This is a genomic window from Afipia sp. GW822-FHT03D08 (assembly GCF_058801645.1).
On the sequence record NZ_JBXANK010000002.1, the window covers coordinates 534,886 to 552,025 of the forward strand.

Annotated in this window: 15 protein-coding genes; 2 read left to right on the plus strand and 13 right to left on the minus strand. The window is 59.6% G+C overall.

The genetic code is table 11. From position 1 onward, the window contains the following. Positions 1-13 precede the first annotated feature (13 nt). The 13 genes from AC1RM7_RS17475 to AC1RM7_RS17535 all read right to left on the minus strand — a co-directional run bounded on the left by AC1RM7_RS17475 (position 14) and on the right by AC1RM7_RS17535 (position 15,123). Complete coding sequence (locus AC1RM7_RS17475; protein WP_006019481.1) at positions 14-784, minus strand: CoA-transferase subunit beta; 771 nt, start codon at positions 782-784, stop codon at positions 14-16. Then, the gene (locus AC1RM7_RS17480; protein WP_492839089.1) at positions 777-1,748 is read right to left on the minus strand and encodes a CoA transferase subunit A; all 972 of its coding nucleotides are present in this window, start codon (positions 1,746-1,748) and stop codon (positions 777-779) included. Before AC1RM7_RS17480 ends, AC1RM7_RS17475 begins: the two co-directional genes overlap by 8 nt. Then, complete coding sequence (locus AC1RM7_RS17485; protein ID WP_492839087.1) at positions 1,745-3,262, minus strand: pyridoxal-phosphate dependent enzyme; 1,518 nt, start codon at positions 3,260-3,262, stop codon at positions 1,745-1,747. Before AC1RM7_RS17485 ends, AC1RM7_RS17480 begins: the two co-directional genes overlap by 4 nt. Positions 3,263-3,344: 82 nt before the next feature. After that, positions 3,345-5,771, minus strand: coding sequence for a 5-amino-6-(D-ribitylamino)uracil--L-tyrosine 4-hydroxyphenyl transferase CofH (cofH, locus tag AC1RM7_RS17490; RefSeq protein ID WP_492839085.1), 2,427 nt, complete (start codon positions 5,769-5,771; stop codon positions 3,345-3,347). Further along, a complete protein-coding gene (gene cofC, locus AC1RM7_RS17495; protein ID WP_492839329.1) occupies positions 5,771-6,469 on the minus strand; it encodes a 2-phospho-L-lactate guanylyltransferase in 699 nt (232 codons plus the stop codon). Before cofC ends, cofH begins: the two co-directional genes overlap by 1 nt. Continuing rightward, positions 6,469-7,449, minus strand: coding sequence for a 2-phospho-L-lactate transferase (gene cofD, locus AC1RM7_RS17500; protein WP_006019476.1), 981 nt, complete (start codon positions 7,447-7,449; stop codon positions 6,469-6,471). Before cofD ends, cofC begins: the two co-directional genes overlap by 1 nt. Next, complete coding sequence (cofE, locus tag AC1RM7_RS17505; RefSeq protein ID WP_492839083.1) at positions 7,446-8,213, minus strand: coenzyme F420-0:L-glutamate ligase; 768 nt, start codon at positions 8,211-8,213, stop codon at positions 7,446-7,448. Before cofE ends, cofD begins: the two co-directional genes overlap by 4 nt. 9 nt (positions 8,214-8,222) lie before the next feature. After that, on the minus strand, positions 8,223-8,882 hold the full coding sequence (gene npdG / locus AC1RM7_RS17510; protein WP_492839081.1) for an NADPH-dependent F420 reductase: 660 nt from the start codon (positions 8,880-8,882) through the stop codon (positions 8,223-8,225). A gap of 41 nt (positions 8,883-8,923) precedes the next feature. Further along, positions 8,924-9,700 (minus strand): LamB/YcsF family protein, encoded by a 777-nt coding sequence (locus AC1RM7_RS17515; RefSeq protein WP_006019473.1) that lies wholly within the window; start codon positions 9,698-9,700, stop codon positions 8,924-8,926. Between the two features lie 107 nt (positions 9,701-9,807). After that, the gene (locus tag AC1RM7_RS17520; RefSeq protein ID WP_492839079.1) at positions 9,808-11,016 is read right to left on the minus strand and encodes a xanthine dehydrogenase family Fe-S subunit; all 1,209 of its coding nucleotides are present in this window, start codon (positions 11,014-11,016) and stop codon (positions 9,808-9,810) included. Next, on the minus strand, positions 11,013-11,852 hold the full coding sequence (locus tag AC1RM7_RS17525) for an FAD binding domain-containing protein (RefSeq protein WP_492839077.1): 840 nt from the start codon (positions 11,850-11,852) through the stop codon (positions 11,013-11,015). The genes AC1RM7_RS17520 and AC1RM7_RS17525 overlap by 4 nt, the downstream gene beginning before the upstream one ends. Next, complete coding sequence (locus AC1RM7_RS17530) at positions 11,849-14,212, minus strand: xanthine dehydrogenase family protein molybdopterin-binding subunit (RefSeq protein ID WP_492839075.1); 2,364 nt, start codon at positions 14,210-14,212, stop codon at positions 11,849-11,851. Before AC1RM7_RS17530 ends, AC1RM7_RS17525 begins: the two co-directional genes overlap by 4 nt. Before the next feature lie 134 nt (positions 14,213-14,346). After that, entirely contained in the window at positions 14,347-15,123 is a 777-nt protein-coding gene (locus AC1RM7_RS17535) for a GntR family transcriptional regulator (protein WP_492839073.1), read from the minus strand. Between the two features lie 257 nt (positions 15,124-15,380). On the opposite strand from AC1RM7_RS17535, the gene pxpB reads away from it, so the two are divergent. Together pxpB and AC1RM7_RS17545 are read left to right on the plus strand one after the other, a co-directional pair. Then, on the plus strand, positions 15,381-16,106 hold the full coding sequence (pxpB, locus tag AC1RM7_RS17540) for a 5-oxoprolinase subunit PxpB (protein ID WP_492839071.1): 726 nt from the start codon (positions 15,381-15,383) through the stop codon (positions 16,104-16,106). Beyond that, on the plus strand, positions 16,103-17,137 hold the full coding sequence (locus AC1RM7_RS17545; RefSeq protein ID WP_006019467.1) for a 5-oxoprolinase subunit C family protein: 1,035 nt from the start codon (positions 16,103-16,105) through the stop codon (positions 17,135-17,137). Before pxpB ends, AC1RM7_RS17545 begins: the two co-directional genes overlap by 4 nt. Positions 17,138-17,140 lie beyond the last annotated feature (3 nt).

Here is a 17,140-nt window from a genome sequence, read left to right on the forward strand (position 1 = left end):
TCCTCGTTTATTCTTATGCGATGAAGAGACGATCGGGATCGAGCATTCGGAGCGTGGTCAGCTCGTGCTCGGTGGGCGGCTCAGTAACGTTGACCTGATCGTCAAAAATCAGATCGAAACCGGTGTTGTCCTGGACCTGTTCGCGCGTGATGCCCGGATTGAGGGCGAGTACCTTCATCCGGCGCGAGGTCTCGTCGAAGCCGAACACCGCAAGTTCAGTGATCACACGGAACATGCCGCCTTCCGGCAGCCCGCTTTCAGCGCGGGATTTTCCGCCGCGGATAAAGCCAGGGCTAGTTATGAAATCGACCTGATCAACGAAGCGGCGCTTCTCGTGCTTCATCGCAACGATCATGTTGGTCAGGCTGGAAATGTCGTTTCCGCCGCCAGTCCCCGGAAGTCGTGTCTTGGGCTTCTCGGAATCGCCAATAAAGGACGAGTTCAGATTTCCGTACTTGTCGATCTGGGCGCCGCCCATGAAGCCGACGTCGACATATCCGCGCTGCAGCAGCAGAAGAACTTCGGCGCTGCCCAGCACCATGTTGGCACGCTTGGTACAACGCTGATCGTTGGTCGATGGCGGCAACTTGCCGGGCTCGACAAACGCACCGATCACGCCGCCTTCAAACAGGATTGTCAGGCCAGGGCAACGCAGACGCTGCGCCAGCGTCGCAGCCAGCAAGGGAATGCCAATGCCGGCAAATACAACCTGACCTTCCTTGAGCTGGCGCGCGCTCAGGATCGCCAGCATCTCCGAAGCTGTATGACGATTCTGTTCAGTCATCGAAAATGCTCCTGCCCCTGCGGCTCGCCGTCACGATTTCGTCCATCCCGATCTTCGCAAGAAAATCGTTCCAGGTTTTCGGGCCGTAGACGTACTCGTCGAGATACTTCTTCATTCCACCAACGGGATCGCCGTTCACCTGCGCCACGTACGCATTGAGATGGTTCATCATCGGCTCGTAGACGCCATAACATTCGTGCGGCGCGGAGCCGTAAGGCACCTCAACTACCGCATCGACGCAGAAGAATGGAATCTTGGTCTGGTCAGGCGCGCGACGGATCTGATCGTTGGAAACAATCCGCTCGGTGGTCAAGATCACGCGGTTGGCTGCCATCGCAAGATCGATATCCATGAACTGCAAGCCATCGATCTGGGCATTGCCATAAGCATCGCAGCGCTGCACATGGATCACCGCAACGTCCGGATTCAGCGCGGGGACCAGCAGCACTTTCTCACCGGTGAAGGGACAATCGAATTCCTTGGCTTCCGGACGAATGCGGGCCACATCGGAGCCCAGCATCGAGCGCATCGGCATGAACGGAACACCCATCGCACCGGCGCGGAAGCGCATGCCGACACCCATGTGGCTCCATTCGTCGTAACGTGCCGTTCCGCCTTCAACATAGTGGCGCATCACCTTCGAAAGGCCCCACAGGATGCCTTGGGCGAACCAGCTCGAAATGATGTGATTGGCTGCACCAGATCCCAGCAGCAGATCGCCGTCAGTCGAGATAATGCAGCGCGAACAGCAAAGTTCTTTCTTCCGCGCCCGGATCAACTGCCAGATCATGGCCATCGGCGTGCGCGATATGGTCGAACCCCCAATCCCAACCGATGCGCCGTCGCCGACGAATGATGCCGCTTCTTCCAGACTCACAACCTTCTCGCGAAGACTTCGGTCTCGGCGCGCGAGGTTCTCTCGCAGCTTCTGATATGGCTGGACGATATCCTGACCTACGCTCATGACTTTGCCTTGCCTGCCATTTCGGTCTTGTACTGCGGCCCGAAGGCCTCAACGTTGAAATCCTCGATCAGGCGATCCCATTCCGGAAGGCTCGATACGAGACCATTCCAGAACGACTGGTGCCTGCGGCGCTCGAAATCGTCGACACTGACGCCCTGCTGCTCCACCCAGGTGTAATAGCCGAGATTGAAAACCTGCCGGCGCAACTGATCGGTCAATTCCACGACATTGTCGGTTGCGATCGACGTTAGGCAGGAGCCAAAAATCTCTCCCGCATTAACTTCGTCAAACGACGGAAAATGCTTCGCGCGATAGCTGTCACGCTCGCTGTCATAAAGCGACGCACTATCGGTCGCGACGGTGACGATGACATCATCGGGTCCGTAGTGAAGCTGTTTTGCGAGCTTGATCGAGGCGACAATGTTGGCGAAGCCGGAAATGCCGACATCCGCGAAGGCTGCAATCAGCTTGCCGTCGAGTTTCTGGCGACCCTGAAGATACTTTCGGCCGACATCAGAGCCGAACAGCAGATTGAGGCTGTCGGTAACACGATCCGAGACGCCGACGACAACGTCGGTATTCATCACGTTATGGATGAATGGAATATGCTTGTCGCCGATACCCTGAATATTGTGCTCGCCGTAGCCGTTGTTCAGCATCGTCGGGCATTCGAGCGCTTCGACCGCGGCAATCTTCGTCCCATGCCGCGTCTTCAGATAGTCGCCTGCCGCAATGGTGCCGGCCGAGCCGGTCGCCGACACAAACGCAGCGAGACGCCGCTGGCCGCTGCCGTTGAAAGCGAGAAACGCCTGCTCCGCCGCACTGCCCGTGCAGGCATAGTGAATGATATAATTCGAGAATGCCGAGAACTGATTGAGAATCACGTTCTGCGGATCGCGAGCAAGTTCAGCGCACTTGTCGTAGATTTCCTTGACGTTGCTTTCGGTGCCGGGTGTGCGCACGATATCATCCGGATGCGCAACCCACTTTTCGAGCCACTCAAACCGCTCGCGGCTCATGCCCTCGGGAAGCACGGCCACACCGCGGCAGCCAAGCACACGCGACACCGAGACCCCGCCGCGGCAGTAATTCCCAGTCGAAGGCCAGATCGCCTTTTGCTGCTCCGGATCGAACCGCCCCGTCACAAGCTGCGCTGCCAGCGCCGAATAGGCAGGCAGGACTTTGTGCGCGCCGATCATCGGAAAACGCCGGCCGAGCAATACAACAATCGGCGCTTTCACACCGGTGAGCGCTTCCGGGAGCACGATATAACCCGGCACATCGATCCGGCTGGTGCGATCGGCCCCGTTGTACCAATGGACCCGCCAGAGATTTGCGGCATGAGGTTCGTCGGGCGCAATATCCACCAGCACCTTCGACGCCGCGGCGGGAATGCTGGACGGGTTGGCAAGCTGCGAGAACGTCGGCATCACCACGCCCCGCTCGCGCACCCGCGCAATGGCTCTCGCGCGCTGCTTGCTATCGACTATGTCGGGATTGATGACCGAAGACATACCAAACTTCTTTCAGGCTCACACCGATTTGAATGATACTAACGTTAGTAAAATAGGATGTCCAGACCGGTGCTGTCCGATCCTATGAAATACTTGCGGCATGCACGTTTTTGTCACCATTGACCGCCATTCGCGCAGCAGCCGCGTCAAACGAACGCAACCGGACGTCCTCTTCCGCGTTGCGATAAAGTGTCGTGCGCTGCCTCGGATTGCGCCCGGCCGAAAGGATGATCGCTTCCATGTCTTGCGGCGTCATTTCCTGGCCATGGGATGCACCTGCTGAGCGCGAAATGCTCTCGTCCATCAAAGTGCCGCCGAGATCGTTGACACCCGCCATCAGACATTGGCGAACGCCATCGGCGCCAAGCTTTACCCAGGAAGCCTGAATGTTGGGGATATGCGGATTGAGCACCAGCCGCGCGACCGCATGCATCAGGATCGCTTCGCGGAACGTAGGGCCTGGCCGCGCGCGGCCCTTGAGATAGATCGGCGCTTCCATGTGAACGAACGGCAACGGCACGAACTCCGTGAAGCCGCCGGTATCCATTTGCAAATTGCGGATGCGCAGCAGGTGGCGCGCCCAATGTTGATAACCCTCAATATGACCGAACATGATGGTAGCGGTCGAACGGAAGCCCACCTGATGCGCGGCGCGCATCACATCGAGCCACTGCTGGGTGTTGATCTTGTCGGCGCACAGCACCGCCCGCACTTCATCATCGAGAATTTCGGCCGCGGTTCCCGGCAATGTGCCAAGGCCCGCCGCCTTCAGCTCGCGCAGAAAATCAATTACAGGAATTCCCAGCGTCTGAGCGCCCTGATGAATCTCCAGCGGCGAGAACGCATGCATGTGCATCTGCGGTACAGCCTGTTTCACCGCCCGGCAGATATCGAGATACTTCTGTCCGGTATAGGACGGATGAATGCCACCCTGCATGCAGACTTCAGACGCGCCGCGCTCCCAAGCCTCGACCACGCGGCCGGCGACTTCGCTCATCTCCAGATCGTAAGGCCTGCCGCGCAGATTCTCGCTCATCTTGCCCTTGGAGAAAGCGCAGAACTGACACTTGAAGGAGCAGATGTTGGTGTAGTTGATATTGCGCGTGACGACATAGCTCACCGTGTCGCCATTCTTCTCACGGCGCAGTTCATCCGCTGCACGGCAGACGGCCGCGAAGTCATCACCACGCGCCCGAAACAGACGGACGATTTCTGCTTCGCCCAGCGTGACTCCGCGCTGCGCTTTCGCCAACACCTGTCCAAGGTTCGCGGATGGTGTGGCCGATGGCGCTCTTTGAATCCAGCCGAGTTCACGTGAAGGCAATTGCCCGACGTGGCCGGGGCACCAGTCATCGACACGAGGCGCACCATCACCGTCAATGTGATTAAGCACCGAGGTCCGCAAACCAGCATCAACCCATCGGGATGCATCGCGCGCGAACGACGGATAGATCGCAAGGCGCTCGACGAGATCCTTGCCCGCCGCCTTGGTTGCCGCTTCCAGAAGCCGCAGATGCGGCCACGGAGCTTCCGGATTGACGTGATCCGGCGTGACCGGCGACACCCCGCCCCAGTCGTTGATGCCCGCTGCCACAAGCCTGCCCAGTGCACCGGGGCTCAGATTGGGCGGCGCCTGAATGTTCATTTCCGGATCGAAAATCAGCCGCGCGATCGCAATCGTCCAGAGATGATCCTCGACATCCGGCGACTCGGTATTCGCCATACGCGTGCCGGCCTTCGGACGGAAGTTCTGGACGATAATTTCCTGAATGTGTCCGTACTGATCATTGAGATCGCGCAGGGCGAGCAACGAGTCGATGCGCTCCTGCCGCGTCTCTCCGATACCGATGAGAATCCCGGACGTGAACGGTACGTTCCGTTCACCTGCCAATCGCATCGTTTCGAGGCGAGCGGCCGGAATCTTGTCCGGTGAGCCATGATGGGCACCGCCCTTCTCGGCAAGGCGGTCCGAGATGCTTTCCAGCATGATCCCCTGCGATACCGAAACCTTACGCAGAGCGTCGATGTCTTCTCCGCTCATCAGACCGGGATTGATATGCGGCAGCAGACCCGTTTCACGAAACACCGCAGCTGCAGCTTCCGCGAGATAGGACAGCGTGGTGAGATGTCCCAGCCTGTCCAGCTCTTCACGAGCGACGCGGTAGCGCAACTCAGGCTTGTCCCCCAGGGTGAACAGCGCTTCCCTGCATCCGGCCTTCTTGCCTGCTTGCGCAATGGCAACCATCTGCTCGATTGAGAGATAAGGCTTCTCGCCATTGCGCGGCGCATGCGCGAAGGTGCAGTAATGGCAAACGTCGCGGCAAAGCTGCGTGAGCGGAATAAAGACCTTACGCGAATACGATACCTGATGCCCATGGACAGCGTCGCGCCGTGCGGCAGCGGCGGCAAGAAGCTGATCGAGATCGCCCACATGAATGAGTTCGGACGCCTCGTCGCGGCTCAATCGGTGGTCCAGCGGAAATTCCTTCAACAAAGAAAGGACCGTCATCACATATGCCTCACGCAAAGCGGCAGCGCGCCAACACCCAGCCGGTTTGAAACATTCAGTTCTGCGAGCAGCGCCGCTGTCAGCGAATACCTTCTGGTCGCGATCGGCGCGACCAGGTCCTGTGGGCGATCGATATCCCGCCCGATGCCGTCCGAGCTGACGACGCCGCAGGCAAAGCCCTTCGCCCGTGACTGCATCTGATGACGCAGATAGCTGTCCTCGCCGAATTTCGGCACGATCATATCTGGCGCGCGCATGGCGAGAGCGTTGGTGCCGCCATCGGACAAGGCCGGCGCCAACACCACAGGATTGTGCTGAAGTTCAGCGATGATCGCCCGCAGATCACTTGCGGTAGCAAACGGCACATCGGCCGGAACAATCAGTGCACTTGCCGCTGCATCGAGTGATTCCAAACCCTGCTGAACCGCCGCATTGACACCTGCTTCCGTGCCATCGTGGACGACCCGCGCATCGAACAACGACGCAAGATTTGCAACCATCGGATCGCTTGTAACGACCACAATGCCGGCAAGTTCGGAGGCACACAACGTCGTCAGAACTTCGTGCAGCATGGTACGTGCAAGCTTGACCCGCTCGTTGTGCGACAAAATCGGCGCGAGCCGCTGCTTGGCCTGGCTCAGCCGTTTAACAGGAACAACAGCCCAGATGTTTGAAGGGTTTTCAGCGAACGTTTCCATCACGTCACTTTCCTTCTATCCGCGGTTGCCAGCCGCTCCGCAAACTCGAGGCAATCGGCTGCCAGCCGGTCACGGTCTTCCAGGCTCCGCATCCACGTTGATGTCACATGCACAGGCATATCCATCTTGCCGGCATCGCCACGATCGGTCTCGTCGATGATCAATCCGTCGATAAAGCGATAGTGCCGGGCGATCGCGACAGAGTCCGCCGGCACACCTAGCTCAGCCATGATCTTTGCCGTTGGCCCCTTCACCGCCTGCCCACCGATCAACGGAGAGACCGCGACAATCGGCGCGGTCACGCGCTCGAGAGCATTCCAAATATCCAAAACGGCCAGAATGGGATCGACACTCAGATATGGATTCGACGGACAAACAATGACAGCAGCAAGGTTTGGGTTATTGAGCGCCGCCAGAACCTGATCGGAAGCCGCGGCATGCTCCGCATTCTTGAATTCAAGCCGCTTCACCACCGGCGCGCATTGCAGCCCGACGAAATAGCGTTGAAATGGCAGCGGCCCATCGGCTGTCATTACCGTGGTCTCGACGCGATCATCCGACATGGGAAGGATGCGCGAAGCTATCCCGAGCCGGCGCGCCATCGCGGTTGTGAAATCCGTCAGCGACATTCCCGCGCGCAGCGCGCGTGTACGCTCAACATGCATCGCGAGATCGCGATCGCCGAGCCGGAACCATGTCTCGCCACCCAAGCCGCCGAGCGACTCCATGAAATTCCAGGTCTCGTCTGCCCTGCCCCAGCCGCGCTCGATATCGCTGAGACCGCCGAGCGTGTACAGAACTGTATCGATGTCCGGCGAGACATGAAGTCCAAGATGCTCGAAATCATCGCCGGTGTTGACGATTACAGTCAGATCGGCGCCGATAAGACGCTCCAATCCGAGCGCCAGCTTGGCGCCCCCAACGCCGCCGCAGAGCGCGACGACCGGCCGTCCACGAAGCGATGATGGTTGGACGCTCATCGGAACATGTCCCGTTCGCGAGGGCGCACCAGCGCCGATGCAGAACGCGGCGCTGCGTCGAATGTCAGACCGCGCACCACAACCACCGGCAGACCTTCGGCCGCCTGCCCCATCAACAGCGACGCGCCGGCGGCGATCTCATCCGCCACCGCGATTTCGGTCATCTGCATCTTTCGGCCGAACATATCCGGCTGACCGATCATATCGAGCAATGACGGTAGACCCGCAGCACCGAGCGCAACACCTACGACGCCGTTGCGCCACGGACGCCCGAAACTGTCATTGATGATGACGCCAACCTTTGCACTGAATGCTGCGTCAAACCTGGCCTTTAACTGCACCGCAACACCATCCGGGTCGCGCGGCAACAACAGCACGCGCTCCTCGCCATTAATGTGCTCGATGTTCGATTGATCGATTCCCGCATTGGCCATCACGAATCCAAGCCGATGCGCAACGATCATGACGTTGGGACGATGGCGCACGACCTCGTCGGATTCCGACAGAACGACTTCGATGTAACGTGCGTCCTTGCCGACCTGATCGGCAAGCATTCGCGCCTTGTCCGAAGGAATCACGTCCTTCAATGCAACGTAGCGGTTCTCTGCTTTTGAGACGATCTTCTGGGCGATTACGACGATGTCGCCGGATAGCAGCGAAAGCTCCGCCTTGTTCAGAGACTCGACAATGAGCGCAGCAAGATCATCGCCCGGAGCAATCAGCGGGATGCCGGGTACAGCATGATATGTGACGCTCTTCGCCATTGCGAACGATCATTGTGGAGCGGGTGGAGAAAGCCCGGTGATACGGATGCCCGCACCGGGAACCTTGTAACGGCGATTGATTCCGATCAGAACCGACGTCAACGCCTCCGCAGCAGCCGAATTGGCGAGCACGCCGCCATCGATACCTGCACTGGCAACCTCGTTCGCCAGTCCGATCACGACGTCACGGGATTCCTTGTCGTTACCGAATACAAGCACGTCGCAATCCGCGCGACCGCCTGCATGTAACTTCGTGGCGCCGACGTTGTGAAACGCGGAAACCACTTTAACACCCTCGCCGAGCAGAGTCTGCGCGATCTGCGCCGCCGACCCCTCAGGAGGAAGCTGCACGACCGACACCTTCGGCGGCACCAGCGGCACAGCCGCATCAACCACGATCTTGCCCTGCACCGCGTCCTTTACCTCGCGCAAGGTCTCATCATGACTGCCGAACGGCACGGCAAGCACCACTATGTCGGCAGATTTCGCCGCGCCGACATTGTCGTCGCCGCGGGCACCGCCGCCAAGCTCCTTGGCAAAGGCCTGAGCCTTCTCCGCCGAACGCGAACCAATGACCACGGAATACCCCGCAGCAAGCCATCGCTTTGCGAGACCTGAACCGAGATCGCCAGTGCCTCCGAGAATAGCAATGCTTGGCTTAGCGCTCATGTAACCGGCCTTTCTTCAGATACGACGTCAGTTGCAAATGTTCAGTCGAGCGCCATTTCGGTCAGCGGCACCAGTTTGACACCGGCCTTCTCGAGACCCTCTCGCACCGACTTTGCCAGCGCGACAGCAGTCGGCTCGTCACCATGAACGCAGAGCGAATGAACCTTGCAGGGAATCTGCTTGCCGGTCCGCGTGGTAATCGTGTTGTTCACCACCATGTCGACGACCTGCTTGGTCGCAACCGCCGGGTCCTTGATAACCGAGCCTGGAATCTTGCGCGAGGTAAGATTACCGTCTTCTTCGTACTGGCGGTCGCAGAAGCCTTCCAACGCGACCTTCAGTCCGAGGCTGCGCCCGGCTTTTTCCATCTCGGAGCCGGACAGCGCGAGATAGATGATGCTGTCATCGACCGCCTTGATCGCACGACCGATCGCAAGCGCGTAATCGTAGTTCTCAGCCGACATGTTGTTGAGCGCGCCATGCGGCTTCAGATGCGTCACCTTCACACCGGAATAGGAAGCCAGAGCCTGAAGCGCGCCGATCTGATAAGCTATCATATTCTCAAGATCGTCGGGGCGCATGTCGATCCGCCGGCGGCCGAAGCCCCAGAGATCGTTGAAACCGGGATGAGCACCAACGCTGACGCCCGCGCGCTTAGCATCAGCAACGACCTGACGCATGGTCAGCGGATCACCGGCATGGAAACCGCAGGCGATGTTGGCGGACCCGATGATCTTCAGAATTCCGTCATCGTCGCCGATATGATAAGCGCCGAAGCCTTCCGCCATGTCTGCGTTGAGGTTGATCTTGATGGTCATTGCTCACTCCGGATTTAGCGCGATTGGCGGAAGTGCTTGTTTTTAAGGTCCCGCCGAACATAAGGTACTATTGTTAGTAAGACAATATCTTTTATCGATATCGTCGCTTAACGGGAGCCAAAAAGCCGCCCGAACAGGCGCTTGAGCCTCGCCTTCAGGACGTCGAACACGAGCGAAGCTGCATCGAGGCCCGGGGCCTCTCCCTGTATTGCCTCTGTATTCCCGGAAAGCCTTGCCTCGAGGTTCCGGACAAACATGGCGATCAGGCGTCCGGCGACGTCCTGGACGAGCCCGGAGCGGCTGAACTGCGCCAGTGCGCCCGTCAGCGTGAACCCAATGCTAACGTCCACACGTGTTTCATTGGGGTTGTCGCCCTGCTTAACGGCGTACCCGACCATGCCACGCGTCGCAGAGTTGCTGCGCTTGTCCTTGCCCGAACCCATAATGGTCCCAGTCCGCTTCGCATCATCGCGAGTGATATCGGCGACGCCCTGGAACTCCGCTGAGATCGGGCCGACCTTGACCTTCATCTGACCTTCGACATGGCCGTCAATCGGCTCCCCCGCCAGCGACGCGCCGGGAAGACAAGAGGCAACGCCGGCGATATTGCCGAAGAAGTCCCACACGACATCGACCGGGTGCGCAACGGTAAAGCTCTGGTTGAATGTTGTCTGCGGCTTCCAGTCGGGATCCATACGCGCGGAGGACGCGGAGGGCGCGCTGACTTTCTTTGCAGTTCCTAGCGTCGCGACTGCACGGGGCGCAGAGCCGGCAGCCACCGGGACCGAATGTCCCGACCCTGACGGGCCAAGCCGCGTCCGATTGCCGTTTGGAATCGCGGCAATACCCCGGCTGCGGCGCGCTTCGACGACGCGCTGCACCGCACGAATGATGCCGACATAGCCCGTACAGCGACAGAGGTTGCCGCTCATCGCGACACGAATGTCATGCTCGCTCGGCGCTTGCATCCGCAGCACCACATCGCGAGCGGACACGAGCATTCCCGGCGTGCAATAGCCGCACTGCAGCGCATGTTCTTGCGTGAACGCGGCGCGCAATTCAGTTGCGATCTCGTCGTTGTCGAGACCCTCGATCGTGGTCACGTCGGCCTGCTGGCAGGCAACCGCAAAGGTGATGCACGAGCGCGTCGGCACACCATCGACCAAAATCGTGCAAGCACCGCAAACGCCGTGCTCGCAGCCAAGATGAGTGCCGGTGAGATTCTGGGTCTCACGCACGAAATCGGCGAGATGGGTGCGCGGCTGAACATTCGCGCTGACCTGTTTACCGTTAAGTGTGAGGCTGACTGTATTCATGCCGATTGCGCCTGTTCGATAGCGCGCCGCAACGCGACAATATGTGTTTGCTTGTCGAGCGGATCGGTCATACCCGCCGCTTCAATGACCTCGCCAACCGCCTGACTGTTGAAACCAGCGCCAAGGCGCTCGGCGCGTCCGTCGCCAAGGATGTTGCTGGCTTCAGCGACCACGATCGGCCGGCTCTCCGTCGCCCCGATGACGACACGGCTGACCCCGCGATCCGGATCGGAAAGGAATGCCCCGATGGCATGCGCGAACTCACCGGTTTTCCGGCAGCTCTTGTAATAACCCCATCGCGCCGTACTGCTGAGTTTGGGGACCGTGACGCTGACCAGCATCTCGCCCGGCTGCAAATCGGCTTCCAAGGCGCCGACCATGTACTCCTCAACCGGGATGGTACGCTCGCCCTTTGGCCCACGCAGCATAACCTTGGCGCCGACGGCTGCCATGATCGAATGCCAGTCCGCCGAAGGATCGGCGTGGGTCAGGCTGCCGCCGATGGTCCCGCGATTGCGCACCGCGCGGTAGGCAATGCCGCGCGCCACTGTCGGCAATGCACCGCAGGTCACGTCCGGCACGCGCCGATCTTCGATGTCCGCGTGGGTGATGCATGCGCCAAGCACGATCTCGTCGGACCGTTGATCAACGCTGCGAAGCTCGTCTATACCGGTGATATCCACTAAAAGATCTGGCTGCACGAGGCGCATGTTGAGCATGGGCCCCAGCGACTGACTGCCAGCCATGATCTTGACCGTGAGACTGTCGTCACTGATCAGCTTGAGAGCTGCACCGACGTCACCGGGACGCGCGTAATCGAAGTTAACCGGCTTCACGCGAGCACTCCTTCACCGGCCTTTGCGCGTGCTGTGCTCTTGGCTTCCTCGATTGCCTCCAGCACCCTGCGCGGTGTGATCGGCGAGTGACGTATTTCAGCACCGAGCGACTTCAGCGCGTCATTGACCGCATTGCCGATAGCTCCCGGAGGCGCGATCGCCCCCCCCTCGCCGAGGCCCTTCACACCAAACTCGGTGTATGGCGCCAAGGTCTCCATGTGGCCGAGTTTGGGTTCGGGCACCTCGGTCGGACCGGGCAACAGATAATCCGCGAACGTCGACGCAAGCGGCTGACCGGATGTGTCGAAATTCATCTCTTCGTACAACGCGGTGCCGATCCCCTGCGCGAGCCCGCCATAAATCTGGCCGTCCACCACCATCGGATTGATGAGTTTCCCGCCATCCTCGACGATCACGTAATCGAGGAGCTCGATGCCGCCCATTTCCGGATCGACCGCGACGACAGCGATGTGGGAGGCGTAGCTGAACGTGCCGGAGTCACGCACCGGCTTGTATCCGATGGTCACTTCGAGGCCACGCGGATCGACCGACGGAGGAAGATCCTGCGGGCGGCGATACCAGGTGTAGGCGACTTCCTGCAGGGTGACGCTGCCGCTCGGCCCGACCACGACGCCGTCGCTGAGTTTTACGTTGCTGATATCCGTCTGCAGCAGATGCGCACCGATTCCAAGCACGAGTTTGCCGAGTTCGCGCGACGCCGTCGCAACCGCTCCACCGGCCATTACCGCACAGCGCGATCCCCAGCTTCCGGTCGAGTACGGCGTATATTCGGTGTCACCGTGCACCAGTTTGATCTTGGCCGTATCGATGCCCAGAATCTCATGCGCGACCTGCGGCAGCGTGGTTTCCATGCTCTGCCCGTGGGAGTGGACACCGACGCGCAGTTCGAGTCCGCCGTCCGGCGTCATGCGCGCGGTCGCCTGCTCGTGGCCTGGCACCATTGGAATGCCCCAACCGGCGTAAACCGATGTTCCGTGTGCGCCCTGCTCGCAATAGACCGACAGGCCGACGCCGATCAGGCGCCCATCCGCCTCGGGTTTCTTCTGACGTTCGCGCAGGGCCGGCAAATCGATCTTGGCCAGCGCCTTACGCAGCGACTCCGGATAATCGCCGCTGTCGAAATGCTTCTTGGTAATATTGTCGAACGGCATCTGCTCCGGCTGCACGAGGTTTTTCAGCCGCACCTCGTAGGGCTCGAGACCGGTTTCACGGGCGATGGCGTCCATCATCAGTTCAATGGCGAAGCAGACGCCCGTGCGGGCAACGCCGCGATACGGCAGAATCGGACACTTGTTGGTCGCGACAGACCAAGTCCGGCAGCGATAGGACGGAAAATCGTAAGGTCCCGGCAAAATGCTCGCGACCTGCGCGGCCTCAAGACAGGCGGAGAACGGATAGGACGAATAGGCCCCTGAATCGACCGTCGCCTCACACTCAACACCGCGCAGCTTGCCGTCGCGGTCTGCATAGACGGTGATGTTGTAGTGATGCTCGCGGCAATTGGCGCCTGCGGTGAGATGCTCGCGGCGGTCCTCGATCCAGCGCACTGGATAGCCGCAACGCTTTGCAAGCCAGCCGAGACAGACGTCTTCCGTCAGCACGATGCCCTTGTAGCCGAAGCCACCACCGACGTCCGGCGAAACAATGCGCACCTGAATCTGTTCGAGGCCGAGACACTCCGAAAGACCGTTGCGCACGATGTGCGGCTGCTGGTTTCCGGTGTAGAGAACCAGTTGGTCCATGCGCTTGTGCCACATGGCAACGGTACCGCGACCTTCCATCGGCGCCATGCTCTGGCGAGCCGTGGAAATTTCTCGGGTAATCTTGATGGGCGCATCGTACGCCGCTTCCATATTCACATCGACGAACGTCTCCAGGAAGATGTTATCCCCCCAGTGCTCATGGAGCAGCGCCGAATCCGGCCGCTTCGCGAGCAGCATGTCGTAAACGGCGGGCAATTCCTCGAAATCCACCTCCACGGCGGCAGCAATGTCTTCCGCCTCCGCCCGCGTATCCGCGACGCACATGGCGATCAGCTCGCCGACCTGACGCACTTTTTCGAAGGCCAGAATCGGCTGCTCGGAAACCTTGAAACCCGGCAGGCCCGATACAGCGCGGATCGGCTTCACACCTTCAAGGTCCGCCGCAATGAAAACACTGTCGCGGTACTCGGGCGGAATCCGTATGCCCTTGATCCGCGCGTGAGCCAGAGGACTCCGGACGAAGGCCACATCGCGCATGCCGGGCAACCGTATATCGCCGACGAATTCGCCCCGTCCGCGCATCAGGCGGTCATCTTCCTTGCGGAGAAGCCGCGCGCCTACCCCTTGCTCAACCATGCCAATTTCCTTCAACGGAAGGCGGAACACCACTCGCCAAATTCATCCTATTTTTAGGACGATAGCAAGACCTCCTTCACGTCAATTCAGGAACAAAGTAAAGCTGCTGAAAAAAGCTGCTCAGTGCACCGGAACTAGGCTTTTCCGGATTTCCGCCGCGTCAGGTTGACGGCCTTATGCCCGTTCCGGGATTTCTTTTCCCGCAGCGGCTTGGTACCCAAAAGGTCCATTTGCAGCTTGATGCTTTCGCTGCGGTAAATGATATCGCCGACATAGATCGCGATACCGCCGTCATCAATGACAACGCAGTGGGCCTCGACGGTCGGGGCGCCGATCGAAATCTTCAGAAGATCTGCGATTTCGGGGTCCGCGCTACCGATCGTCAGCGTCTGATGCGCCTCGGACAGGGTAATTTCATCCATGGCGTCGATGACAACAAGCGCGGCCGCATTCTTGAACCGTACGGGGTTCAGATCGAAGATTTCCCGCGCCAGAAGAAGATTGACGACCGAATAAGGATCCTCATTGCGGTACTGAACGCTGCGCAGCTTGACGTAGCTGGAGGCGAGATCGCCATCGGACTCCCCCAGAACAGGCGGAGCCACGCCCTCATCGATCGCCAGCCGCCGCGGCACGTTGTCCTTGAGCGATTCGATCAAGGTGGCCCAACTGGTCGCAAGCTTGACCCAATGCCGGTCCTGGGTCTTCTTCGAAACAAAGGTGCCGAGTCCCTGGCGCGCCTGAAGCAGGCCCTCCTCGCGCAGAATGTCCACAGCTTGCCTTACCGTGACGCGCGCCACCTCGAACTCGCGTTCGAGTTCTTCAAGCGTGGAAATCTTGTCCCCAGCGCTCCACTGCCCGGATTGAATCCGTGTCCTCAACACCGATGCGACCTGAATATACAGGGGCACTCTGCTGCGGTCGTATGCCTTTAACAGTCTGGACACATTATTACTTCTTCTGGAATCTGGGACTCGCAGCGAAGATCATAACTGACGCCGACATCAAAGCAATGCGCTAGCTGGCGGGGCGACATGAGCCAAAGCGTGAACTTTCGCCGATTGGATGCCGCTCGATTTTCGTCCTGCCTGCACGGATATTCAAGGAGGATTTGACGAAGTCATACTATCTTTAGTACTATAATATCAATCAAACGAATGTGGACCGCATGGCTGATTTCCGGATTTTAAAGGCGGCGGACAGCGCCCTTGTGATCGAGTTCGGATCTGCCATCGACCGCAAGATTAGCGATCGCGTCCTGGCCTTGGCCGCGGCTCTGGAACAAGCCAGATTGCCTAGCGTGACCGAGGTGATCGCCACATTCCGTTCGCTCAGCGTGAACTACGACCCGCTGACGACAACCGGCAGCGAACTTGAGCAAGCTATTGCAGCATTCGTGGACCAACCCACGCAATCAACCCACCATAAGCGGTTATGGGCCATCCCCGCCTGCTACGATCCGAAATTCGCACCCGATATCGAAGAGGTAGCAAAGGCCAAAGGTCTTTCGGTTTCTGAAGTCGCAGCGCTCCACGCCGGCACGCAATATCATGTCTACATGATCGGATTTGTCCCCGGTTATCCCTACATGGGCGATTTGCCGGAGAAACTGCAATTGCCGCGCAGGTCGGACCCTCGCCTGCGCGTTCCTCCCGGCTCGCTCGCGATCGCAACCAGCATGACCGCCGTCTACCCATACGAGAGCCCGGGAGGCTGGCATTTGATCGGAACCTCGCCCGTTCGTTTCTTTGATGCGGCATCGGCAAGGGGGTCCCTGCTCGGCCCCGGTGACGGCGTCAAGTTCGAGCCGGTCACACCGGAAGAGTTTGACCGAATTCGCAAAGCTGTGGACCGCAATGACTACATTCCGGACAGCACGGAGCTTGCGGCGTGATTTCTGTGCTCAAAGTTATCGCGCCCGGCTTTCACACCACCGTGCAGGACGAAGGACGGCGCGGCTTTCAGCACGTCGGGGTGCCAGTTTCCGGCGCCCTCGACCGCAGCGGCTTCACGCTGGCAAATGCGCTAGTGGGAAACGGGCAGAACGCATCGTGTCTGGAAATCATCGGCTCCGGTCCTGAACTGGAGGTTGTCAGCTCATCCGTCCGCGTGGCCCTTGTCGGGAGCGGCGGCGGGCTCGATATCGTCGGGCGCGAGGATCCCTTTATCCCTTCAGGACAGTCGATCCGGTTGACCAAAGGCGAGATCGTACGCGTGCGTCTGGGCGGCGATGCATTCTGCTCTTATCTCGCGATTGAGGGCGGATTCGACGTCCCGCTGTGCCTCGGCAGCCGATCGACCTATACGCGCGCCGGCTTTGGCGGAATGTCCGGACGGCAGCTCCGCGGTGGCGATGTGCTCGACGGATCAATCGAGGACGTCGCGGTGCGCGAAGAAGTCACTCTGAGCGAACAGCGCAATCTGCGTTTTGATCAGCCGATCCGCGTCGTGCTCGGCCCGCAGGATGACTATTTCACTGAAGATGCCATCCGCGAATTTCTGTCGAGCACTTACACCATTACGCCGGCATCCGACCGGATGGGGTTTCGCCTCGACGGCCCAACTCTTGCACACAAGAGCGACTACAACATCGTCTCGGACGGTATCGTTGCCGGATCGATTCAGGTGCCCGGCTCGAAGCTTCCCATTGTTCTGATGGTCGATGCCCAGACGACAGGCGGCTATCCAAAGATCGCCACGGTCATCTCCGCTGACTTGCCGCTGCTCGGCGTCCGCGGCGCCGGTCGCACCGTGAGATTCAAAGCTGTCTCACGGGAAGAAGCCGAAGCGATCCGCCGGGCGGAGCATCAGGATGTCCTGAACATCATTCAGGACATCCGGCCCGTAAGCGAGATGCAGGGCATCAATCTCAAGGCGCTATATACGTGCAACCTGATTGATGGCGTAGTCGACGCCATGGCTTGATCA

Coding starts and splice junctions, on each gene's coding strand:
- AC1RM7_RS17475 (WP_006019481.1), bottom strand. CDS start 784: ATGACTGAACAGAATCGTCATACAGCTTCGGAGATGCTGGCGATCCTG.
- AC1RM7_RS17480 (WP_492839089.1), bottom strand. CDS start 1,748: ATGAGCGTAGGTCAGGATATCGTCCAGCCATATCAGAAGCTGCGAGAG.
- AC1RM7_RS17485 (WP_492839087.1), bottom strand. CDS start 3,262: ATGTCTTCGGTCATCAATCCCGACATAGTCGATAGCAAGCAGCGCGCG.
- cofH (WP_492839085.1), bottom strand. CDS start 5,771: ATGACGGTCCTTTCTTTGTTGAAGGAATTTCCGCTGGACCACCGATTG.
- cofC (WP_492839329.1), bottom strand. CDS start 6,469: ATGGAAACGTTCGCTGAAAACCCTTCAAACATCTGGGCTGTTGTTCCT.
- cofD (WP_006019476.1), bottom strand. CDS start 7,449: ATGAGCGTCCAACCATCATCGCTTCGTGGACGGCCGGTCGTCGCGCTC.
- cofE (WP_492839083.1), bottom strand. CDS start 8,213: ATGGCGAAGAGCGTCACATATCATGCTGTACCCGGCATCCCGCTGATT.
- npdG (WP_492839081.1), bottom strand. CDS start 8,882: ATGAGCGCTAAGCCAAGCATTGCTATTCTCGGAGGCACTGGCGATCTC.
- AC1RM7_RS17515 (WP_006019473.1), bottom strand. CDS start 9,700: ATGACCATCAAGATCAACCTCAACGCAGACATGGCGGAAGGCTTCGGC.
- AC1RM7_RS17520 (WP_492839079.1), bottom strand. CDS start 11,016: ATGAATACAGTCAGCCTCACACTTAACGGTAAACAGGTCAGCGCGAAT.
- AC1RM7_RS17530 (WP_492839075.1), bottom strand. CDS start 14,212: ATGGTTGAGCAAGGGGTAGGCGCGCGGCTTCTCCGCAAGGAAGATGAC.
- pxpB (WP_492839071.1), top strand. CDS start 15,381: ATGGCTGATTTCCGGATTTTAAAGGCGGCGGACAGCGCCCTTGTGATC.